The 20,956-nt window shown below is 67.6% G+C and carries 15 protein-coding genes, 2 tRNA genes and 4 pseudogenes; 9 read left to right on the forward strand and 12 right to left on the reverse strand.

The annotated features are described in order from the left end of the window. Positions 1-124: 124 nt before the first annotated feature. Positions 125-198 (forward strand) — tRNA-Gly (locus tag OUO20_RS08330). A gap of 51 nt (positions 199-249) precedes the next feature. Here OUO20_RS08330 and OUO20_RS08335 read toward each other — a convergent pair. The 3 genes and pseudogenes from OUO20_RS08335 to OUO20_RS08345 all read right to left on the reverse strand — a co-directional run bounded on the left by OUO20_RS08335 (position 250) and on the right by OUO20_RS08345 (position 2,800). Next, a pseudogene (locus OUO20_RS08335) lies at positions 250-1,208 on the reverse strand (Fpg/Nei family DNA glycosylase). Then, positions 1,208-1,702: a ribose-5-phosphate isomerase gene (locus tag OUO20_RS08340; protein ID WP_018769480.1), complete on the reverse strand. Its 495-nt coding sequence runs from the start codon at positions 1,700-1,702 to the stop codon at positions 1,208-1,210. The pseudogene OUO20_RS08335 and the gene OUO20_RS08340 overlap by 1 nt, the downstream one beginning before the upstream one ends. A 69-nt stretch (positions 1,703-1,771) precedes the next feature. After that, positions 1,772-2,800 (reverse strand): hypothetical protein, encoded by a 1,029-nt coding sequence (locus OUO20_RS08345; RefSeq protein WP_018769481.1) that lies wholly within the window; start codon positions 2,798-2,800, stop codon positions 1,772-1,774. A 175-nt stretch (positions 2,801-2,975) separates the two neighbouring features. Between OUO20_RS08345 and pepN the strand changes: the two are divergent. Both pepN and OUO20_RS08355 read left to right on the forward strand, forming a co-directional pair. Continuing rightward, positions 2,976-5,548: pseudogene (pepN, locus tag OUO20_RS08350) on the forward strand (aminopeptidase N). After that, positions 5,545-6,017, forward strand: a pseudogene (locus OUO20_RS08355) (OsmC family protein). The pseudogenes pepN and OUO20_RS08355 overlap by 4 nt, the downstream one beginning before the upstream one ends. Positions 6,018-6,034: 17 nt before the next feature. On the opposite strand, the gene OUO20_RS08360 reads toward OUO20_RS08355, so the two are convergent. Continuing rightward, the gene (locus OUO20_RS08360; RefSeq protein WP_018769484.1) at positions 6,035-7,033 is read right to left on the reverse strand and encodes an NAD-dependent epimerase/dehydratase family protein; all 999 of its coding nucleotides are present in this window, start codon (positions 7,031-7,033) and stop codon (positions 6,035-6,037) included. Between the two features lie 67 nt (positions 7,034-7,100). Here OUO20_RS08360 and OUO20_RS08365 point away from each other — a divergent pair, with 67 nt between their 5' ends. Beyond that, entirely contained in the window at positions 7,101-7,784 is a 684-nt protein-coding gene (locus tag OUO20_RS08365) for a mechanosensitive ion channel family protein (RefSeq protein WP_018769485.1), read from the forward strand. A gap of 1 nt (position 7,785) precedes the next feature. Beyond that, on the forward strand, positions 7,786-8,280 hold the full coding sequence (locus OUO20_RS08370) for a globin (protein ID WP_056390703.1): 495 nt from the start codon (positions 7,786-7,788) through the stop codon (positions 8,278-8,280). A gap of 43 nt (positions 8,281-8,323) precedes the next feature. On the opposite strand, the gene OUO20_RS08375 is transcribed toward OUO20_RS08370, so the two are convergent. Beyond that, on the reverse strand, positions 8,324-8,983 hold the full coding sequence (locus OUO20_RS08375) for a hypothetical protein (protein ID WP_018769487.1): 660 nt from the start codon (positions 8,981-8,983) through the stop codon (positions 8,324-8,326). 63 nt (positions 8,984-9,046) lie between these two features. Here OUO20_RS08375 and OUO20_RS08380 point away from each other — a divergent pair, with 63 nt between their 5' ends. Beyond that, positions 9,047-9,967, forward strand: a complete 921-nt coding sequence (locus OUO20_RS08380; protein ID WP_056390708.1) for an acyl-CoA thioesterase — start codon at positions 9,047-9,049, stop codon at positions 9,965-9,967. A gap of 148 nt (positions 9,968-10,115) precedes the next feature. On the opposite strand, the gene ettA is transcribed toward OUO20_RS08380, so the two are convergent. The 3 genes from ettA to OUO20_RS08395 form a co-directional block, all read right to left on the reverse strand. Beyond that, the gene (ettA, locus tag OUO20_RS08385; RefSeq protein WP_018769489.1) at positions 10,116-11,798 is read right to left on the reverse strand and encodes an energy-dependent translational throttle protein EttA; all 1,683 of its coding nucleotides are present in this window, start codon (positions 11,796-11,798) and stop codon (positions 10,116-10,118) included. A gap of 61 nt (positions 11,799-11,859) precedes the next feature. Continuing rightward, the gene (locus OUO20_RS08390; RefSeq protein ID WP_018769490.1) at positions 11,860-12,429 is read right to left on the reverse strand and encodes a DUF6993 domain-containing protein; all 570 of its coding nucleotides are present in this window, start codon (positions 12,427-12,429) and stop codon (positions 11,860-11,862) included. A 214-nt stretch (positions 12,430-12,643) separates the two neighbouring features. After that, positions 12,644-13,195, reverse strand: coding sequence for a single-stranded DNA-binding protein (locus OUO20_RS08395; RefSeq protein WP_056390711.1), 552 nt, complete (start codon positions 13,193-13,195; stop codon positions 12,644-12,646). Positions 13,196-13,401: 206 nt separating this feature from the next. On the opposite strand from OUO20_RS08395, the gene OUO20_RS08400 reads away from it, so the two are divergent. Continuing rightward, positions 13,402-13,474, forward strand: a tRNA-Arg gene (locus OUO20_RS08400). A gap of 49 nt (positions 13,475-13,523) precedes the next feature. Here OUO20_RS08400 and OUO20_RS08405 read toward each other — a convergent pair. Then, on the reverse strand, positions 13,524-14,750 hold the full coding sequence (locus tag OUO20_RS08405; protein WP_018769492.1) for an ROK family protein: 1,227 nt from the start codon (positions 14,748-14,750) through the stop codon (positions 13,524-13,526). Between the two features lie 144 nt (positions 14,751-14,894). Here OUO20_RS08405 and xylA point away from each other — a divergent pair, with 144 nt between their 5' ends. After that, entirely contained in the window at positions 14,895-16,082 is a 1,188-nt protein-coding gene (gene xylA / locus OUO20_RS08410; RefSeq protein WP_018769493.1) for a xylose isomerase, read from the forward strand. Between the two features lie 3 nt (positions 16,083-16,085). Beyond that, positions 16,086-17,519: a xylulokinase gene (xylB, locus tag OUO20_RS08415; RefSeq protein ID WP_018769494.1), complete on the forward strand. Its 1,434-nt coding sequence runs from the start codon at positions 16,086-16,088 to the stop codon at positions 17,517-17,519. 126 nt (positions 17,520-17,645) lie between these two features. Here the strand turns inward: xylB and OUO20_RS08420 are convergent, their stop codons facing one another. The 3 genes and pseudogenes from OUO20_RS08420 to OUO20_RS08430 form a co-directional block, all read right to left on the reverse strand. Continuing rightward, positions 17,646-18,485 (reverse strand): sugar phosphate isomerase/epimerase family protein, encoded by an 840-nt coding sequence (locus OUO20_RS08420; RefSeq protein ID WP_018769495.1) that lies wholly within the window; start codon positions 18,483-18,485, stop codon positions 17,646-17,648. Then, positions 18,482-19,696, reverse strand: coding sequence for a dihydrodipicolinate synthase family protein (locus OUO20_RS08425; RefSeq protein WP_018769496.1), 1,215 nt, complete (start codon positions 19,694-19,696; stop codon positions 18,482-18,484). Before OUO20_RS08425 ends, OUO20_RS08420 begins: the two co-directional genes overlap by 4 nt. Next, positions 19,696-20,863 (reverse strand): annotated as a pseudogene (locus tag OUO20_RS08430) (Gfo/Idh/MocA family protein). Before OUO20_RS08430 ends, OUO20_RS08425 begins: the two are co-directional and overlap by 1 nt. Between the last annotated feature and the right edge of the window lie 93 nt (positions 20,864-20,956).

A 20,956-nucleotide genomic window follows, 5' to 3' on the forward strand; every position in this document is an offset into this window, starting at 1 on the left:
ACAGGCAAGTCTACGGTGATACGCGTCGCGATTGCACATTTGACACGTAGGCCATGGATTAGGTTTAGTTGTATCCGGCTTGAACAGCCAGCCCGGAGTTTCCGCGAAAAACGGATCTTCCTTCGGGGACGTAGCTTAATGGTAAAGCCTCAGTCTTCCAAACTGATTACGCGGGTTCGATTCCCGTCGTCCCCTCCACAACACGAAGAAGGCCCCTCTCCGGAGGGGCCTTCTTCGTGTTTCGCCTTCCTACTCCCCCGGTTGCTGGCAGTAAGGGCACCAGTAGAGGTTCCGCCCGGCCAGGTCGGCGATGAGCACGATGGTGCGGCAGACGCGGCAGGGCAGGCCGTGCCGCTTGTAGACGAAGTGGGCATCGTCGCTGCCGGGAAAGTGGGCGCTCCTGGGCGGCACCGGCGCGCCGGCCGCGGCGGCTTTGGCGGCGGTGGTGCCGTCAAGCGCCCAGTACTTCGGCGGCGTGGTGATGATCCGCCCGTCCGTCACGCCGTCGCCCATGACGGCCACGATGTCGCGCCACAGCTTGCGGGCATCGTTGTCCGGCAGGGCAGTGCCGGGCAGCCAGGGGTCCAGGCGGCGGCGGAACAGGACTTCCGCCCGGTAGACGTTCCCGACGCCGGCAATCACCTTCTGGTCCATGAGCAGGGCAGCCAGGGGCGTCGTCCGCGCCTGGACGTTGGCAGCAAAGCGCCCGGCATCGCCCCGGAGGTTCCGCAGTGGGTCAGGTCCCAGCCGTGCCAGCACGGCGCGGACTTCCGCCCCGGTGATGGTTTCGCAGGTGGTGGCACCCCGAAGGTCCGCCCAGCCATGGCTCCCGGCGAGCCGCACCCGCACGGCCCCGACGGGCGCCGGCGGACCGGCGTAAGGCGCGCCGGCGTCGTCGTCCCCGTCACCGAAGGCCTCCCGCTCCCCGACGCGCCGGGGGCACCAATGCTGGAGGCGCCGGCGAAGGTGCGGTCCCCGCCGAAGCTCCAGGCCCCGTACAGTCCAAGGTGGACGTGCAGGACCAGGGCGTTGTCGAAGTGCAGGAACAGGTGTTTGCCGTGCGCCTCGGCGGCAAGCAGGGTATGCCCGTCCAGCAGCGCCGCACCCCCGCTGAACCTGCCCTGGGGACTGGAAACAGCCAGTGCCTCACCGGCGAAGACATCGCCGAACTGCCGGGCGAGCCTGCGGACGGAATGGCCCTCGGGCACTACTCGATGACCTCGCCTGTTGCCTCGTAGACCGCGATTTTTTCGATCCTGCGGACGTGGCGCTCATCATTGCTGAACGGCTCGGACAGGAACGCCTCGACCAGCGCGGTGGCTTCTTCGAACGTATGCTGCCGCCCGCCCAGGGCAACCACGTTGGCGTTGTTGTGCTCGCGGGCCAGGGTGGCGGTGGAGAGGTTCCATGCGAGGGCCGCGCGGATGCCCTTGACCTTGTTGGCGGCGATCTGCTCGCCGTTGCCGGAGCCGCCCAGCACGATGCCAAGGGCGTGGACGCCTGCCTGCTGGTCGGCAACGACGGCAAGGGCAGCGTTGATGCAGAAGGACGGGTAGTCGTCCTGGGCGTCGTAGACCTGGGGCCCGTGGTCCACCACCTCGTATCCCTTGCCGGTCAGGTGGGACACCAGGTGGGCGCTGAGCTCCATGCCTGCGTGGTCGGTGGCGATGTGGACCCGCGGGTAGGCAGGGGAAGTGGTCACGTGCAAAGTCCGTTCGGTTGTGGGGCTGGCGGGTCGCCGGTGGAGGCCGGAATGACACCGATAAGGATACTAGGACTGCCCGCCCTCCGGGTGCTGGCCCCCGGCCGGCGGCCCTCCGCCGCGCCGGGCCCTCGCGGCCACGCGGGTGAGGACTTCGGCCAGCCGCGCCGCGGAGGCCTGGCTTCCGCCGCTGACGGCCAGGCGCTGGCCGTCAGTCTTGCTCACGACGACGGCGGGCCCGCTGCTGACCAGCATGGCTGCGGTTCCGCCGTGGTGCCGGTAGCCCCACCCGCCATAGTCGGCGGCTTTGACGTCCTCGGCGCTGGCATCGGAGATGGCGCCGGCCGGCACATTCATGACCGGCACCACCCCGGCCAGCAGGACCTTCAGCCCGCGCCGGTCCGCCCGGATGCGGGCAAAGAGGAACGCGGCGCCCACGAGGGCCAGGACAACGAGCAGGATGCCCAGCCACGGCACCACCACGGCGATAAGGGCTGCCGGGAACAGGGAGGCGATGGCGATCATGACAAAGACCGAACTCCTGGCGTGGACCCAGAGCCGGACGGTGTCCAGGGCAAGGTCGGGGTCCAGTTCCCTGGTGATGGCGGCCTGCAGCGCACGGTCGTCATCGGGCGACCATTGCCGGTCGGCTTTGTACACCATGGCCATGGCGACGCCGAGCGACACTGCCGCACCGCTGCCGAGGGCAAGGACGGTCATGTCCACCCGCGACTGCCGGGCGTCGGCCAGCCCGGTTTGGCCGATGAGCCCCGCGGCCAGGGCGGAGGTGATGAAGAGGCTGAGGAACAGCCCGGCCCCCATCATGATCCTGCGCATCATCACCGGCCTGCTGAGGGGCACCGCCTGCAGCAGGACCAGCCATCCGGCGATGACGATGATCGCCGCGCCCACGCCCACGTAGGCGCCGAAAGGCGCAAAGGCGGCACCGCCGTCGTCCGTCCACCGGACGGCGACCGGCTCCGGAAGGTCCGGGCGCAGCAGCGACGCGCAGTAGGCGAAGGCAGCGGCCAGGACGACCGGGAACCCCACGGCGAACCTGAGTGCCTTGGTATCCACCGAATCCAGCAGCTTTCCCATGCAATTAACGCTACCCCTGCGGCCGCCCGGCCAACCGCCCAGGCGGCAACGGCCGGCCGCTGTGAGCTGCGCAACTTGCCAAGGATCCCAAGGATGGAAGAATGCAACACAGTGCCGGACCCGGGACCACCGGCCGGCAGCCGAAAACTTCTCTGGAGGACCTCCTTTGCCAGGCATGAACCTGACGCGCGCCGAAGCCCGTGAGCGCGCCGAACTGATCACCGTCGAGTCCTACGATGTCAGCCTGGACCTGACGCGCGGCGGAGAGGTCTTCGGCAGCACCACCACCGTGAAGTTCACGGCGTCGCCGGGATCGTCCAGCTTCATTGATGCGGTCACCCGCACCGTGCACAGCGTGACCCTGAACGGCCGCAGCCTTGACCCCGCCACCGTGTCCGACGGCGTCCGGATCCAGCTGCCGGACCTGCAGGAGCACAACGAACTGACCGTCGTGGCCGACCTGCCGTACATGAACACGGGTGAGGGCCTGCACCGGTTCGTGGACCCGGTGGACAGCGAGGTCTACCTGTACACGCAGTTCGAGGTTCCGGACTCGCGCAGGATGTTCGCCGTCTTCGAACAGCCGGACCTGAAGGCAACCTTCGCCTTCACCGTCACGGCCCCGTCCCACTGGGACGTTGTCTCCAACTCCCCCACCCCCACCCCGTGGTGGCGCCTCCCGCGGAAGACGGCACGGCCAGGTCCGTATGGGCGTTCGCGCCCACGCCGCGCCTGTCCTCCTACGTCACGGCCCTGATCGCGGGCCCTTACCAGTCCGTCCGCAGCGAGGTCACCAGCTCGGACGGCCGCATCATCCCCCTTGGTGTCTTCGCCCGGAAGTCGCTGATGCAGTACCTGGATGCGGACAACATCTTCGAACTGACGCGGCAGGGCTTCGGGTTCTTTGAGGCGCAGTTCGGCTGCCCGTACCCGTTCGAGAAATACGACCAGCTGTTCGTTCCGGAGTTCAACGCCGGTGCCATGGAGAATGCCGGTGCCGTGACCATCCTGGAAGGCTACGTCTTCCGCAGCAAGGTCACCGGGGCCCAGATCGAGCGGCGCGCCATCACGGTCCTCCATGAACTCGCCCACATGTGGTTCGGTGACCTGGTGACCATGCGCTGGTGGAACGACCTGTGGCTCAACGAGTCCTTCGCGGAGTACATGTCGCACCTGGCGGCGGTGGAGGCCACGTCCTTCACCAGCGCCTGGACCACGTTCGCTTCCGTGGAGAAGTCGTGGGCCTACCGCCAGGACCAGCTGCCCACCACGCATCCGATCTTCGCCGAGATCAACGACCTCCAGGACGTGGAGGTCAACTTCGACGGCATCACCTATGCCAAGGGCGCCTCGGTGCTGCGGCAGCTGGTGGCCTGGGTTGGCCCCGACCAGTTCATGGCCGGTGTCCGGGAGTATTTCGCCAAGCACTCCTGGCAGAACACTGAACTCCGCGACCTGCTGGTGGAGCTCGAAAAGGCCAGCGGCCGCGACCTGGATGACTGGGGCCGGCAGTGGCTGGAGACCGCAGGCGTCAACACACTGAGCCCGGAGCTGGACGTGGATGCCGACGGGAAGCTGCGTTCCTTCGCCATCCTGCAGTCCGCGGTCCCGGAATGGCCCACTATCCGCCCGCACCGCCTGGCCGTGGGCTTCTACAACCTGGACAGCGCCGGAAAGCTCGAGCGGGTGCACCGCGAAGAGCTGGATGTGGACGGTGACCGCACAGAGGTGCCGGGAGTGGCCGGCATGGACCAGCCGGACCTGATCCTTATCAATGACGACGACCTGGCGTATGCCAAGGTACGGCTGGATCCCAAGTCGCTGGCCACCGCCACCGCCCACCTCAAGGATTTTGGCGGCAGCCTGCCCCGGACCCTGGTCTGGAATTCTGCATGGGACGCTGCCCGTGACGGCGAAACGCCGGCCCGGAAGTACGTGGAGCTGATCCTGTCCAACGTCGCGGCGGAAACGGACTCCTCCGTGATCCTGGTCCAGCTCCGCCAGCTGGCCACCACCCTCAATTTCTATGTGGCCGAGGAACACCGCGAAGCCACAGCGGTTGCGGCGGTGGACCGGCTGTGGGACCTGGCCTCGGACGTCCCGGGCGGCTCCGATGCGCAGCTGCAGTTCATCAAGTCCTTTGCCCTCCTGGCCCGCAGTGCGTCCCAGCTGGACCGGGTGGCCGGCCTCCTGGACGGGTCGGTTGTCCTGGACGGGCTGGCGGTGGACCAGGACCTGCGCTGGGAGCTCGTGGAGTCCCTGGTGGCCGGAGGCCGGATGGGACAGGAAGGCATCGACGCCGAGCTGGAGCGGGACAACACCTCCAGCGGACAGAATGCTGCGGCCCTGGCCAAGGCCGCCATCCCCACCCCGGAGGCGAAGGCCGCGGCCTGGGAATCGATCGTGGTCAAGGGGGAGCTGTCCAATGCGCTGCAGGGATCGGCCGTAACGGGCTTCATGCGCGTGCTGGACCGTTCGCTGCTGGAACCGTACGCCGAAAAGTACTTCGCGGCTGTGCCGGGCATCGTGGCCACCCGGACCCACGCACTCGCCCAGCAGATCGTCGTCGGCCTCTACCCGGCGCTGCTGACCACGCAGGCCACCATTGACCGGACGGACGCATTCCTGGCGTCGCTGCCGGCGGAAAGCGCCGCGCTGCGGCGGATGATGCTGGAGAACCGCGACGGCGTTGCCCGCGCCCTGCGTGCCCGCGCCGCCGACGTGCTTCCGGACGGCAGTCCCCAGTGAGTCTTGATGAACACCGGTATTCACTGGCAGTCCAGTGGACCGGCAACCGGGGGACGGCACCTCGTCCTACCGGGGCTACTCACGGGACCACGACGTGCTCATCCCCGGCCTGCCGGTCCTCAAAGGCTCGGCGGATCCGACGTTCCATGGGGACCGCGGGCGCTACAACCCCGAGCAGCTCCTGCTGGCCGCGCTGGCGCAGTGCCACATGCTGTCCTACCTGCACGTGGCGGTGAAGAACGGGGTGGTGGTCACGGACTACCGGGACGAGGCCACCGGGCTGATGCGGCTCAACAGGGACGGCAGCGGGCAGTTCGAGCGGGTGGTCCTGCACCCGCGCGTGACGGTGGCCGACGCCGGACAGGCCGAACTGGCGGCCGGCCTCCACCACGAGGCGAACCGGCTCTGCTTCATTGCCCGCAGCGTGAATTTTCCGGTGGAGCACCAGCCGGTGACGGTGGCGGGTTAGGCCCTGCCGGATCCGCGTCAGGCCCGGCTTTCGCCCTGGAGCATCGCCACCAGGCGCTGTTCCGTTGCCGGTGAGAGGCCTGCTTTCCGCTGCCGGTCCAGTCCGCGGAGGCGTTCATCGGCCAACGTGGCGGCCAGCGTTTCCTGCCAGGGCCGCAGGACCATTCCCGCGGCCCTGGCAGCCTGGTTGCTGCGGGCCATGAAGCCGTCGTGGCCGGGCGGAAGCCAGAGCGGAAGGGAGTCCGGCCCGGACCAGTAGTTCACGCCCTGGTCCACCAGCCACTCCCCGCCGGCGGTAATCGTGGTGCTGCTGGAGGCGGACGCTTCGTGGCAGGCGCTGATGAGTTCCGCAAACGGCACCTGGTCACCAAGGGCGTTCAAGGTTCCGCTGATCCCCTTCCCCGCGGCGAGCAGGATCCAGGCCGCAAGGTCCCGGACATCCATGACCTGCGTGGGGTTCTCCCCGATGTCCGGAACCAGCACAGGTCCGGAGTTCCTGGCAATGCGGGCGGGCCAATAGCCGTAGCGGTCGGTGGGGTCGCCGGGGCCGCTGAGCAGGCCTGCCCGGCACAGGTGGGCCTTGCCGGCAGCGGCCTCCAGGGTCGCTTCTTCGATGGCCACCTTTGACTCGCCGTAGGTTTCCGGCGTGGACTGCACCCCCGGCGGCAGCGCCGGCAGCAGCGCCGCGTCTTCCGCCGCTCCCGGGACGGAATGGCCGGCGTAGGCCGAGCAGCTGGAAACAAAGGTCCAGTGCCCGGCCCTGCCGGCAAGGCCGGCGAGAGCCTGCCGGGCGGGCCCGGGGTCCCGGGCCACCTCGATCACGGCATCCCAGTCGCCCACCAGGCCCGAATATGCAGCCGGTCCCGTCGCGCGGTCCGCCCTGACCCAGTGGGCGCCCGGCGGCGGCTCACCCGATATTCCCCGCGCCAGGCACGTCACGTCATGCCCCGCGGCAACCGCCTGCCCGGCGATTTCCCTGGAGAGGAAGGCGGTTCCGCCGAGGATGAGAATGCGCATGGCCCCACGCTACGGGGGCTAGTGTTGAAAGAGAACCAAGCAATATCCCAAGGAGCTACTTCCACCCATGGTCAGCATGTTGTCCATCCTTCCCAACGCCACAACACAGCCCGATGGCGTGAGCGTCCCGGGCATCGTCATCAGCCTGGGCATCGGCGTCGCCGTCTGGCTCGTGGCCACGTTCGTCATTTCGCGCATCACCAAACGGGTGGCGGCGGGAAGCAACTTTTTCAAGAAGCCCACGTTTAGGTGGGCGGCCCCGGCCTTCCGGGCCCTGGACCACGAACGGCGCGTGCAGCGCGCGGAAACCATCGGCTCGCTGCTGAACAGCATTGTGGGCGTGCTGGTGGTGGTCATCACCGGCATGTACGTCCTGCAGAACCTGGACATCAACATCGCCCCGCTGCTCACCAGCGTGGGTATCCTGGGTGTGGCCATCGGCTTCGGCGCCCAGCAGCTGATCCGCGACTTCCTGGCCGGGATTTTCATTACCATTGAAGACCAGTACGGAATCGGTGACGTCATCGAAACCAGCGAAGTGGTGGGCGTAGTGGAGTCCATGGGTCTGCGGATCACCCGCGTCCGCTCCGACGACGGCGCCATTTGGTACCTGCGCAACGGTGAGATCCTCCGCGTGGGCAACCGCTCGCAGGGACGGTACGTTCCGCTGCACGAGTCCGACGACGGGACCACCGACCAGGGGTCGGCCCATGTTGAGACGAAGAAGACTGACCAGAAAGCCGGGGAATAGCATGTCGCTTCCGATTGAACCGCGCCCTGTTGAGCCCCAACCTGCCAAAGCAGGACCCGACCGGCAGCAGCGGCCCCAGTTGATGCAGAACGATCCCTTCAGCAAGCCGGCCTACACAGACAGCTTTTACGATGCGGTGGGCGGCCACGAGACCTTCGTTAAGCTCATCGATGTCTTTTACGACGGCGTTGCCACCGATCCGCTGCTGCGGCCCATGTACCCCGAGGAGGACCTTGCCCCGGCAAAACGCCGGTTCCTGATGTTCCTTGAGCAGTACTGGGGCGGGCCCACAACGTATGGCGAGGAGCGCGGCCACCCGCGCCTGCGCATGCGGCACATGCCGTTCAAGGTGACCCACGAGGCGAAGGACCGGTGGTTGTTCCACATGCGCACCGCCGTAGACGCCCTGGAACTGCCGCCGCTCTACGAAGGCACGCTGTGGGAGTACATGGAGCGGGCGGCGCTGTCCATGGTGAACAGCGCTTCCGAGGCCTGACGCCTGCCGACCGGAACCTGGAAGGGGCCCGGGCCGCCTTCAGCTACAGCAGGCCGCTGCCGGTCCGCGCCAGCACATGGCCGCGCGGACCGGTCAGCCGGAACCAGCGGCCGGCGCGGTAGAGCTTCTGGTCGCCGTCGGCGAGGAAGCCCAGGGCGAACGCTGCGAAGGCCGCTCCGGCGGGCAGGCCCGACGCGTCCAGTTCCCGTCCCCAGACAGCCGCCCGGGCGTTGTTGACAATCAGGGCACCCGGTTTGTCCGGCACGATGCCCGCCACCTCCGCCATGCCTGCTTCGGCCGCCGCCTTCAGGCCGGCGTCGCTGACAGCGCCCAGCAGCTCCCATCCGCCCCTTGGGGCGCCCACTCCTGTCCAGGATTCGGTGACGGTGCTGGGCGGAACCGGCAATTCGACGTCGTCCTCCCCTGCGCGTGCCAGCCGGTCCAGGACGGCGGACAGGGCAACAGTGACATCTGTTCCGGACGGTTCGGCGAGCGCCATGGTCCGCAGGCCCAGGATGGTGGGGGTGGCTTCGCCCAGGAGCCTGGGCCGCAGGACGCACACGTACGCGGCCAGGACGGAACCGGCTGCCTGCAGCCGGATGGCGCCGTCATCGATGGCTTTGGCCCTGGTGGCAAACGTCTTCAGGTCGGCGAGATCCCGGGGATCGGCGAAACGGAAGGACGAGGTGAGAAGTTCAGACACACCTAAACACTACCGGCTGCGCTCCGGTTGAGTGGCTCCCCGGGCGCCGTCTAGAGTCGGACCATGACTGAAGCCGAAGCCGGACTCCTGGCCCCGCCAAGCGGAGACCCCACCTCATCACTGATCGAACTGCTGGACCTCGGTGAACTTGAGGGCGCCCGGACGGACGAGGACATCTTCCTGGGGCCCTCACAGCGGCAGCCACACCACAGGGTGTTCGGCGGACAGGTGCTGGCGCAGTCACTCGTGGCGTCCATTCGAACGGTGGATCCTGAACGGTTTGTGCATTCCATGCACGGCTACTTCCTGCGGCCCGGTGACGCCAACAAGCCCATTACCTTTGGTGTGCAGCGGCTGCGTGACGGCCGGTCGTTTTCCGCCCGGCGCGTCCACGCCTACCAGGACGGTGTTCCCATCCTGTCCATGATTGCCTCTTTCCAGGGTGAGGACGAAGGGATCGAGCACGCGTCGGCGATGCCGGCGGGCATCCCGGACCCCGAATCGCTGCCCAGCACGGCGGACCTGCTGGGCAAGTTCGACCATCCTGTGGCCCGGCACTGGGCGTATGAGCGGCCTTTCGACATCCGGCACGTCGATCCGCCGCTGTACGTTACCGCGACCGGCCCGCGGGAGGCCCGCAACGCGGTCTGGATGAAGACGTTCGGGCCGATGCCCGACAACTCCAACCTGCACCGCGCCGCCCTGGCCTACGCCAGCGACTACACCCTGCTCGAATCCATCCTTCGGCGGCACGGCCTCAGCTGGATCACCCCGGGCATGAATGTTGCCAGCCTTGACCACGCGATGTGGTGGCACCGCCCGGCGCGCGTGGATGAATGGCTGCTCTACGTCCAGGAGTCCCCCAGCGCGCAGGGCGCACGCGGCCTGGCCACCGGCAAAATCTTCAACCGGGACGGCCAGCACGTGGCTTCCGTGGCGCAGGAGGGCATGGTGCGCGTTCCCGCCGAGGCGTCGCACACGTAGGATCCGCACACGTCTGCGATCCGGCGCTGGTGCGCCGGGCATGGGAAAGGCCGGCATCCGGGGAGCAATTCAGCCCGGGTGCCGGCCTTCCGTTTTCCTGCAAACGGGCCCGCAGGCGTCCTGTTGACGAGCCCTTGGGCCCGGCAGGTCAGTCGCGGGTCAGGCGCCGGTGGGTGACGCGGTGCGGCTTGGCCGCGTCGGGGCCCAGCCGCTGGACCTTGTTCTCCTCGTAGGATTCGAAGTTGCCCTCGAACCAGTACCACTTGGAGGGGTTCTCGTCGTCACCTTCGTAGGCAAGGATGTGCGTGGCCACGCGGTCCAGGAACCAGCGGTCGTGCGAGACCACCACGGCGCAGCCGGGGAACTCGAGCAGCGCGTTTTCCAGGCTGCTGAGGGTTTCGACATCGAGGTCGTTGGTGGGCTCGTCGAGGAGCAGCAGGTTTCCACCCTGCTTCAGGGTCAGTGCCAGGTTCAGGCGGTTCCGCTCACCACCTGACAGGACACCTGCCTTCTTCTGCTGGTCCGGGCCCTTGAAACCGAAAGCGGCCACATAGGCACGGGACGGCATCTCAACATTGCCCACCTGGATGAAGTCGAGTCCGTCGGAGACAACCTCCCACAGGGTCTTGTTGGGGTCGATGCCGCCGCGGCTCTGGTCAGCGTAGGAAATCTTGACCGAGTCACCGATCTTGAGCTCGCCGCCGTCCAGCGGTTCCAGGCCGACGATGGTCTTGAAGAGGGTGGACTTGCCCACACCGTTGGGGCCGATGACCCCCACGATGCCGTTGCGGGGCAGGGTGAAGGACAGCCCATCGATCAGGACACGCTCATCGAAGCCCTTCTGGAGGTTCCTGGCCTCCAGGACCAGGCCACCCAGGCGGGGTCCCGGCGGGATCTGGATTTCCTCGAAGTCAAGCTTGCGGGTGCGGTCGGCCTCGGCGGCCATTTCCTCGTAACGGGCCAGGCGGGCTTTGGACTTGGTCTGGCGGCCCTTGGCGTTGGACCGGACCCACTCGAGTTCCTCGGAGAGGCGCTTGGCCTGCTTGGCGTCCTTCTTGCCCTGGATCTCGAGGCGGGCGCGCTTCTTCTCCAGGTAGGTGGAGTAGTTGCCTTCGTACGGGTAGAGGTGGCCGCGGTCCACTTCCGCGATCCATTCCGCCACGTGGTCCAGGAAGTACCGGTCGTGGGTGACGGCGAGGACGGCGCCGGGGTAGCTGGAGAGGTGCTGCTCGAGCCAAAGCACGCTTTCGGCGTCCAGGTGGTTGGTGGGTTCGTCGAGGAGCAGCAGGTCGGGCTTCTGCAGGAGGAGCTTGCAGAGTGCCACGCGGCGCCGCTCACCGCCGGAAAGGTTGGTGACATCGGCATCGGCCGGCGGGCACCGGAGGGCGTCCATGGCCTGTTCCAGCTGGGAATCGAGGTCCCAGGCGTCGGCGGCGTCGATGGCCTCCTGCAGCTTGCCCATCTCTTCGAGGAGGGTGTCATAGTCAGCATCGGGGCTGGCCATTTCCTCGGAGATTTCGTTGAAGCGCTGGATCTTGCCGTAGATCTCGCCAACGCCTTCCTGGACGTTGCCCAGGACAGTCTTTTCTTCGTTAAGCGGCGGTTCCTGGAGCAGGATGCCCACGCTGTAGCCGGGGCTGAGCCTGGCCTCGCCGTTGGAGGGCGTGTCCAGCCCGGCCATGATTTTGAGGATGGTGGACTTACCGGCACCGTTTGGGCCCACAACACCAATCTTGGCGCCCGGGAAGAAGGACATGCTTACGTCATCAAGAATGAGTTTTTCGCCAACGGCCTTGCGGGCCTTGGTCATTGTGTAGATAAATTCCGCCATGGTCTCAAATCTAGTGGGTTGGCGGGCAGATCTCACATTTGCGGCGGACAGCTCAGCCGGATCAGGAGCCCACGAAGCATTTGCCGCTGGCAAGTACCGGAAGGACTGTGACGGTCACCGCACCTTCGCGAACCTGCCCGATGACGCAGTCCTTGCCCTGCAGCACGGCGGCTTCGATGGCGTCCGCCTCCAGCCCGGTGGGTGTGCGGCTTTGCGAGACCTGAAGCGCGGCCGGCGCGATGCCGGCCCCGGTCAGGGCGTCGCTGACCTGGGCAGTGGCAGGTTTCGGCGTTCCCGTGGCCAGTTTGGTCAGGGTATCCGTAACCGTCCGTTTCACCGTTTCGGTGGCGGCGGCAGCTGCGGCCGAAACCGCGCCGCCGGACGTGTTGGCCAGCGGTTCCCCGCCGGCATTACTGCCCGGCGTCGCGGAGTCCTTGGCCTGGACCGGTTGTCCGTCCGCACCGGGACCGGCAGCCGGGGCCGCCGGTGAGGGCTGGTTGCCGCTGCCACCGGCTGCAGGTCCGGTTCCGGACGGAGCAGCGGTGCACCCGGACAGGAGGCAGGCCAGCACTGCACATGCCAGGGCTGCGCCGGCGCGGTTGTACTGCCGTTTACGGGGGATGGGACGCATGGTGTCATTCTGCCATGGGTGATGGGACGGCCCGGCCCGGAAAACGGGCAGTGCACCAGAGCTCCCCTGGGACGCAGTGTCCGTCAAGGGCCTGCGGATGTGGGATGTTGGCGGGCGGACGGGTGTTGGCGGGCGGACGGAGGGCGGCCGGGGGGTGCCGCCATTCCGTCCGCCCGGGACTGGATGGGCAACGCTGATACCTGATACGTGGTTCCTAGACTTCGGCGAGTTCCCCCGTTTCCAGGTCAAGGGAGGCGAGACCGCCGTCGCTGTCCTCAATGACGACGGCGGGGTGGCCGGGATCCCCGGGGTGTTCATCTTCGCGGTCCTCCGGCTCGTCCGGGTCCTGGTCCAGCCCGGGGACGTCATCGGGGGCCGGCGGCTGCTCCACGAGGGAGAGCGCCGGCCTGGAAGCGGTGCGGATAAAGTTTGCCGACCCAAAGGAGAGGTCGTGCCCCACGGCATCGGCGTCAATGATGGCGGAGTGGTACACCCGCCCGTCCTTTTCCCACGTGCGGATCTTCAGTTTGCCCACCACGATGACCGGCTGGCCCTTCCTGATGCTGCACCCCAGGGTTCCCGCCAGCTGGCGGTAGCCCTGCACGGTGAACCAGTTGGTGTGCCCGTCGCCCCAGGTCCTGGATTCGCGGTCGAAGCGGCGGGTGGTGGAACCGATGCGGAAGGAAGCTGTTGCCACTCCCCCTGGCGTGGTGGAACTGGTTATCTCGGTGGCCACGAAGCCCCGGATGGTGATGGTTTCGCTCATGTCTACGTCCTGTCTGGATGGTGGCGCCTTTAGCAGGCATGACCAGCATCGCGCCGGACCACGTCGGGCAGGAGGGACGGGTTTGCCTATGTGGACAACGTCCGGGGGAAAGGCCGGTGTGGAGGATGAGTGGCGGCTGGATGACACCGCCGGCAGCCGGGCAATGTAAACTTTTTGAGGCGCCGGCCTGCAGGCCGGAAGCCAACGCCTCAGTAGCTCAGGGGATAGAGCAGCGGCCTTCTAATCCGCCGGTCGGGGGTTCGATTCCCTCCTGGGGCACCGCAGTGGATGGCGCCCCGGTCTTCGGACCGGGGCGTTGTGCGTGGCGCTACGCGTGCAGCCGGTGCGGCGCTTCCATCAGGGAGCGGATCACGCTTCCGGCTGCCCCCAAAAGGGCGCCCGACTCGCCAACGGCGGACATCGTCACCTGGCTGGATGCATATTTCCCTGGCGCATATTTGTCCAGGCTCGCCAGCAACGGGGCACGCAGCCATGGTTCGAGGACCGCGAAGTGGCCCCCAAGGACCACAGATTCGATGTTGACCACCCGCGCCGTCGAGGCGAGTGCTATCCCCAGGCAGCGTCCCGCACGTTCGACGGCGGAAACAGCCCGGGGCTCCCCGGCCCGCAGCGCCTGCAGCAGGGCGGACATGTCCGCGGAGCGGGAACCCCGGTCCAGGGCCAGGCCGGCCGCGGCAAAAATGGCGTCCTGGCCGGCAACGGTCTCCAGGCAGCCGGTCCCGCCGCATGAACAATGCCCGCCGTCGGGGTCAACCACAATGTGCCCCACCTCGCCCGCGTGGCCGTGCGGACCGGTGAATAGCTCTGATCCGATGACTATCCCGCCACCGACGCCCACCTCGCCGGAGACGAAGAGGAAGTCCGACGCCCCGTCCGGCCGGTGCCGCAGTTCGGCGAGGGCTGCGGCGTTGGCTTCATTGAACAGCGCCACCCCAAGGGGAGCTTCGGGCAGCAGCGCCTCCAGGTCCAGGTCCGCATTGACCCAGCCCAGGTTCGGAGCGGTGAGCACCCGCGCCAGGGCCGGGTCAACGAGCCCGGGCACGGCAAGTCCGCCACCCAGGACCTCGACGCCGTGCTCCCCCGCCGTGCTCCTGACCCGGGCGGCCAGGGCTGCGAGCGCGGACAGCACCGGCCCGTCCGGGCTGTTGCGGTTGTCGCGTTCCTCTTCCTCCCGGACGAGGACGGTTCCGGCGAGGTCCACCACTGCCGCGGAGATGTAGTCGACGTTGATTTCCATCCCCATGACCGCCCGGCTGGGGCTGAGTTCCAGACCCACGCCGGGACGGCCCCGCCCCTGCGGGTTGAGGCCGATTTCGCGGACGATCCCTGCGTCAAGGAGGTCCAGCACCAGGCTGGACACTGATGCCTTGGTCAGTCCGGTGGCTCCGGCCAGCTGGGCGCGGCTGGGATGGACGCCTGGCGGAAACTCGGCGATTGCGCCAAGGACCAGTGCCAGGTTGCTGCGCCGGACATCCGCCACGCTTCCGGGGGCAGCGCCTCCGGGTCCCGCCACTGCAGGCGCCGGCATCACCATCACAAACCTCCCCGTCCAAGTTCCGACAGATTTTCCGGCTGTTTTCCAGCCGGGACTCTTGACCCAACCCTACGACGGCTCATATAGTTCAGGTAATAAACTAAAGCTTCGCACCTCCGCGGAGCCCGATCGCAAGGACGCATCATGACTCTTACGCCCACCCCCGCCGACAAATTCACTTTTGGTCTCTGGACCGTCGGCTGGACCGGCGCCGATCCGTTCGGCGTCGCCACCCGTGCCGCGCTGGACCCGGTGGAGGCCGTGCACCGCCTGGCAGAACTGGGCGCGTACGGCATCACGTTCCACGACAACGACCTTGTCCCGTTTGATGCCTCCGCCTCGGAGCGGGACCTGATCCTGAAGAACTTCCGCGCGGCCCTGTCCGAGACCGGGCTGAAAGTTCCCATGGTGACCACCAACCTGTTCAGCCACCCTGTCTTCAAGGACGGCGGCTTCACCTCGAATGACCGCTCGATCCGCCGCTTCGCCCTCTCCAAGGTCCTGCGCAACATCGACCTCGCCGCCGAACTCGGCGCCGAAACCTTTGTCATGTGGGGCGGCCGGGAAGGCAGCGAATACGACGGCTCCAAGGACCTGGCCGCCGCCCTGGACCGGATGAAGGAAGGCGTGGACACCGCCGCCGGCTACATCAAGGACAAGGGCTACAACCTGCGGATCGCGCTCGAGCCCAAGCCCAACGAACCCCGCGGCGACATCTTCCTGCCCACCGTGGGCCACGGCCTGGCCTTCATCGCCCAGCTCGAGCACGGCGACATCGTGGGCCTGAACCCCGAAACCGGCCACGAGCAAATGGCCGGACTGAACTTCACCCACGGCATCGCCCAGGCCCTGTGGGCCGGCAAGCTCTTCCACATCGACCTCAACGGCCAGCGCGGCATCAAGTACGACCAGGACCTCGTCTTCGGACACGGGGACCTGACCAGCGCCTTCTTCACCGTGGACCTGCTCGAGAACGGCTTCCCCGGCGGCGGCCCTACCTATGACGGCCCCCGGCACTTCGACTACAAGCCCTCCCGCACCGATGGCTACGACGGCGTGTGGGAGTCGGCCAAGGCCAACATGTCCATGTACCTGCTGCTGAAGGAACGCGCCCTGGCCTTCCGCGCCGACCCGCAGGTACAGGAAGCCCTCAAGACCTCCGGCGTCTTCGAACTCGGCGAACCCACCCTCAAGGCCGGCGAAACCACCGCCGACCTGCTGGCCGACGCCGCAGCATTCCAGGACTTCGACGCCGACAAGGCAGCCGAACGCTCCTTTGCCTTCGTGCGCCTCAACCAGCTCGCCATCGAACACCTCCTCGGCGCCCACTAGGCCATGGTGCTCGTCGCAGGCATCGACAGCTCCACCCAGTCCTGCAAGGTGGTGATCCGCGACGCGGATACCGGAGCACTCGTCCGCCAGGGCCGGGCCACGCACCCTGCCGGCAGCGAGGTTCATCCGGACCATTGGTGGACTGCCCTTCAAAAGGCGGCGGCCGACGCCGGCGGGCTGGATGACGTCAGCGCCGTCTCGGTGGGCGGGCAGCAGCACGGCATGGTCTGCCTGGACAGCGACGGTGCCGTCATCCGCCCGGCGCTGCTGTGGAACGACACCCGCAGCGCCGGCGCGGCCGTGGAGCTCATCAAGGATGCCGGCGGCGGCGATCCCGCCGCCGGCGCCGAGTATTGGGCCCGCACCACCGGAACTGTCCCCGTTGCTTCCCTCACGGTGACCAAGCTGCACTGGCTGGCGGAAAACGAACCGGAGAATGCGGCAAAGGTGGCCGCTGTCTGCCTTCCGCACGACTGGCTGACGTGGCGGCTCGCCGGCTTCGGCCCGGGCAGCGGCGCCGAAGGGCTTGCCGCCTTGGCCACAGACCGCTCCGACGCATCAGGCACGGGGTACTACTCGACGGCGGAGGACAACTACCTTCCGGACGTCCTGTCCGCGGCGCTCGGCCACGTTCCTGCCGTCCCCAGGGTTCTTGGCCCGTTGGAGGCGGCCGGGCGGACTCCCGCAGGCAGCGTCCTGGCAGCGGGTGCCGGGGACAACGCGGCCGCCGCGCTTGGCGCAGGGGCGGGGTTGGGCGACGTCGTGATGTCCCTGGGCACATCCGGCACCGTTTTCGCCGTCTCGGAAACACCGGCGGCAGATCCGTCCGGACTGGTGGCGGGGTTTGCCGACGCTGCCGGGCACTACCTGCCGCTGGTCTGCACCTTGAACGCCACCCGGGTCTTTGATGCCACGGCGGCGCTGCTGGGCGTGGACCTGCCGGAGTTCAACCGGCTGGCCCTGTCTGCCGGTTCCGGCGCCGGAGGGCTCACCCTGGTGCCCTACCTTGACGGGGAACGGACACCCAACCTGCCGGACGCCACGGGTACCCTGCACGGCATCACCCGTGCCAACTACACCCCGGCCAACCTGGCGCGCGCCGCCGTCGAAGGCGTGGTCTGCTCCCTGGCCGACGGCCTGGCGGCGCTGCAGGCCCAGGGCGTGTCTGCCCGCCGGATCCTCCTGGTGGGCGGGGGCGCCCAATCCACCGCCGTGCAGGAAGTCGCAGCGGCCCTGCTGGGAACACCCGTCACAGTGCCGGAGCCGGGTGAGTATGTTGCCGACGGCGCGGCACGCCAGGCAGCGGCGGCCCTCACCGGACGTTTCCCTGCATGGGCTGCTGGCGCCGTCAACCTTCCACCGGGGAAGGACGACGGCGGCGTGCTGGCCCGGTACCGGCGGTTCGCCTCGCTGTATACCCAGGGCAGCAACAGGTAACAAAGAAACAAAGGGACCCGGACCCGCGGTGGGCATCCACCGCCGGTCCGGGTCCTTTCCATGTGGGGCGCAGGCTCCTGCCAGTCATGTTGGGAACGTGGCAGGAGCCCGCGGTCTTGGGTCAGGTCAGGCGTACGGGAGGACGAGCTCCGCGTAGCGCTCCTTTACTGAGGCCAGGACGGTATTGCCGTCCGTGTCCCAGATCTCCTGATTGAAGATTTCCACTTCGATGTCGCCGGTGTACCCGGCATCCCGCACCCAGGTGCCGATGGTGGCAAAGTCCACCACGCCGTCGCCCATGTAGCCGCGGGACAGCAGCGGATCGGCGGCGATGGGCATGTTGAAGTCGCACACCTGGTAGGAGGCGATGCGGCTCTCCCGGCCGGCCCGCTCGATCTGCGCCTTCAGTTCCGGGTCCCACCAGACGTGGAAGGTATCGACGGCGACCCCCACCGTTGAGGCGTCGAAGGGCGCTGCGAGGTCCAGCGCCTGGCCCAGGGTGGAGATGAGCGCGCGGTCAGCCGCATACATCGGGTGCAGCGGTTCCAGGACCAGGCGTACGCCGTTTTCCTGCGCAAACGGAACCAGGTCGGCGAGCCGGTCGGCGACGCGCTGGCGGGCTGCCACCACGTCCTTCTCCCCCGGGGCCAGGCCGCCGACCACCAGGAAGAGCTCCCTGGTGTCCAGTGCCACGGCTTCCAGGATGGCTGCCTTGTTGTCCGCGAGCGCGGCCGCCTGGCCCTCTGGATCGGGGGCGGTGAGGAATCCGCCGCGGCACAGCGAGGAGACACGCAGCCCGGCGTCCTTGATCAGGCGGGCGGCCTTGTCCAGGCCGGCCTCCTCCACCCGGTCCCGCCACGGTCCGATGGCGGGGATCCCGGCGTTGACGCAGCCCTCGACGACCTGGGCGAGCGTCCACTTCTTGGTGGTGGCACTGTTGATGGAGAGGCGGGAGAAGTCGCTCATACTCCCACCCCGTTGATCCGCAGGTAGTCCGACATCCGAAAGGCTGCCAGCGCCGGGTCCCTGAGCAGGCCGGCCTGGTCGGCGAGTTCGAAGGTCCTGGCCAGGTGGCATACGGAGCGGCCGGAGTGCAGGCCGCCCACCATCTGGAAGCCGGGCTGCTTGCCGTTGAGCCAGGACATGAACGCGATGCCGGTCTTGTAGTAGAACGTGGGGGCGCTGAAGATGTGCTTGCCCAGTTCGCGGGTGGAGTCCAGGATCTCCCGCGCCTTCGCCGGGTTGCCGGCGTCATAGTTCTGCAGGGCCACCGAGGCGGCGGGATAGATCGCCGCGAAGATGCCCAGCAGGGCGTCCGAGTGGTGGCTGCCGTCGCCGTCGATCAGTTCGGGGTAGTTGAAGTCGTCCCCGGTGTAGAGGCGGACACCCTCGGGCAGTGCCGCCCGCAGGGCAATTTCGTGGCCGGCATCCAGCAGCGAGACCTTGACGCCGTCCACCTTGTCCGCGTGGTCCCTGATGAGGCCCAGGAAGGTTTCGGTGGCGGTTGCGACGTCGTCCGAGCCCCAGTAGCCGGCGAGCGCGGGATCGAACATGGTGCCCAGCCAGTGCAGGATGACCGGCTGGTCCACTTCCTGCAGCAGGGTGGAGTACACCCGCAGGTAGTCCTCCGGGCCGCCGGCGACCCTGGCCAGGGCCCGGGAGGCCATCAGGATGACCTTGGGTCCGGCCTCGGCAACCACGGCAATCTGCTCGCGGTAGGCCTCGAGCACCGCCTGGATGCCTGCTTCGCCGGTGGGCAGTGCAGCGGTGTCCAGCTGGTCGGTTCCGGCGCCGCAGGAGACGAGGTCACGGACGGACTTGCCGGCGGTGGCCGGGTTGTTGGCGGAAACCACGGATGCGGCTTCCACTCCCGTGCGCTTGATGAGCTGCTGCGTCGCTGCCCAGTCCAGGCCCATGCCGCGCTGGGCTGTGTCCATGGCATCGGCGACGCCCAGACCGTAGGACCACAGTTCGTGGCGGTACGCCATGGTGGCGTCCCAGTCCAGGCGGGCGGGGGCACCGGGCGTATTGTCCGCCAGCACCTCGGGGATGACATGGGCGGCCGCATAGGCGCGCCGTGCAGTCAGGGGCGCAGTGGGCCGGGCCCAGGCGGCGCCGCCCTGAAGGCGGTACTCCCTGGTTCCGCCGTCTTCGGAGGGAAGGATGAGGGACGTCATTAGAGGGTGATCTCCGGGATATCGATGGTGCGGCGTTCGCCGCTGGACTGCAGGCCAAGTTCGGCGAGCTGGACGCCGCGGGCGGCGGACAGCAGGCCGAAGCGGTGCTCGCGGCCGGCCACGACGTCGCGGAGGAACTCTTCCCACTGCAGTTTGAAGCCGTTGTCCAGGTCGGCGTTGGCGGGAACTTCCTGCCACTGGTCCCGGAAGGATTCGGTGACGGGCAGGTCCGGGTTCCATACGGGCTTGGGGGTGTGCGCGCTGCTGGGCGACACACTTATTCAGGCCGGCGACGGCGGAACCGTGCGTGCCGTCCACCTGGAATTCCACCAGTTCGTCGCGGTACACGCGCACTGCCCAGGAGGAGTTGATCTGGCCGATGACTTCGTCTCCGGCCGGAGTCTCGAGTTCGAAGATGCCGTAGGAGGCGTCGTCGGCGGTGGCCTTGTATTCCTTGCCGGCCTCGTCCCAGCGGGTGGGGATGTGGGTGGCCGTCTTGGCGTTGACGCTCTTGACCTTGCCGATGATGCCCTCGAGGACGTAGTTCCAGTGGCAGAACATGTCCGTGGTCATGCCACCGCCGTCCTCCTTGCGGTAGTTCCAGGACGGACGCTGGGCTGACTGGATGTCGCCTTCGAAGACCCAGTAACCGAACTCGCCGCGGATGGAAAGGATGCGGCCGAAGAAGCCTTCATCCACCAGGCGGCGGAGCTTGACCAGGCCGGGCAGGTACAGCTTGTCGTGGACAACACCGGCAGTGACGCCGGCTTCCTTGCCGACGCGCGCCAGTTCAATGGCCTCCTCCAGCGTTTCCGCCGTGGGCTTCTCCGTGAAGATGTGCTTGCCGGCCAGCATGGCCTTCTTCAGGGTGGCGGCGCGGAGGCTGGTCATCGAGGCGTCGAACACGACGTCGACAGTGGGGTCGCTGATCACGGCGTCCAGGTCGGTGGACCATTCGGAGACCTTGTGCTTTTCCGCCAGCTCGCGGATCTTGGCCTCGTTGCGGCCCACCAGGATGGGTTCAACCTGGACCCTGGTTCCGTCCTCGAGGGTGAAGCCGCCGGCATCGCGGATGGGCAGGATGGAGCGCAGCAGGTGCTGGCGGTAGCCCATCCGGCCGGTAATGCCGTTCATGGCGATGCGGATCGTTTTGGTTTCGTAGCCCATGTGTCCTCCACGGTGAGTGAGCAATGTACTGAAGATGCCTGGGAAAGCGCGTTCCCGCTGCTTCAATAATGCACGGCGCGCTTTCCGTTGGCA

This window comes from Arthrobacter sp. FX8 (assembly GCF_026723805.1).
GTDB lineage: Bacteria > Actinomycetota > Actinomycetes > Actinomycetales > Micrococcaceae > Arthrobacter.

What these genes read in the sequence shown, in the direction of transcription:
- OUO20_RS08345 (WP_018769481.1), bottom strand. Translation starts at nt 2,800, where the DNA reads ATGGGAAAGCTGCTGGATTCGGTGGATACCAAGGCACTCAGGTTCGCC.
- OUO20_RS08360 (WP_018769484.1), bottom strand. Translation starts at nt 7,033, where the DNA reads ATGCGCATTCTCATCCTCGGCGGAACCGCCTTCCTCTCCAGGGAAATC.
- OUO20_RS08365 (WP_018769485.1), top strand. Translation starts at nt 7,101, where the DNA reads ATGGTCAGCATGTTGTCCATCCTTCCCAACGCCACAACACAGCCCGAT.
- OUO20_RS08370 (WP_056390703.1), top strand. Translation starts at nt 7,786, where the DNA reads ATGTCGCTTCCGATTGAACCGCGCCCTGTTGAGCCCCAACCTGCCAAA.
- OUO20_RS08380 (WP_056390708.1), top strand. Translation starts at nt 9,047, where the DNA reads ATGACTGAAGCCGAAGCCGGACTCCTGGCCCCGCCAAGCGGAGACCCC.
- ettA (WP_018769489.1), bottom strand. Translation starts at nt 11,798, where the DNA reads ATGGCGGAATTTATCTACACAATGACCAAGGCCCGCAAGGCCGTTGGC.
- OUO20_RS08390 (WP_018769490.1), bottom strand. Translation starts at nt 12,429, where the DNA reads ATGCGTCCCATCCCCCGTAAACGGCAGTACAACCGCGCCGGCGCAGCC.
- OUO20_RS08395 (WP_056390711.1), bottom strand. Translation starts at nt 13,195, where the DNA reads ATGAGCGAAACCATCACCATCCGGGGCTTCGTGGCCACCGAGATAACC.
- OUO20_RS08405 (WP_018769492.1), bottom strand. Translation starts at nt 14,750, where the DNA reads ATGGTGATGCCGGCGCCTGCAGTGGCGGGACCCGGAGGCGCTGCCCCC.
- xylA (WP_018769493.1), top strand. Translation starts at nt 14,895, where the DNA reads ATGACTCTTACGCCCACCCCCGCCGACAAATTCACTTTTGGTCTCTGG.
- xylB (WP_018769494.1), top strand. Translation starts at nt 16,086, where the DNA reads ATGGTGCTCGTCGCAGGCATCGACAGCTCCACCCAGTCCTGCAAGGTG.
- OUO20_RS08420 (WP_018769495.1), bottom strand. Translation starts at nt 18,485, where the DNA reads ATGAGCGACTTCTCCCGCCTCTCCATCAACAGTGCCACCACCAAGAAG.
- OUO20_RS08425 (WP_018769496.1), bottom strand. Translation starts at nt 19,696, where the DNA reads ATGACGTCCCTCATCCTTCCCTCCGAAGACGGCGGAACCAGGGAGTAC.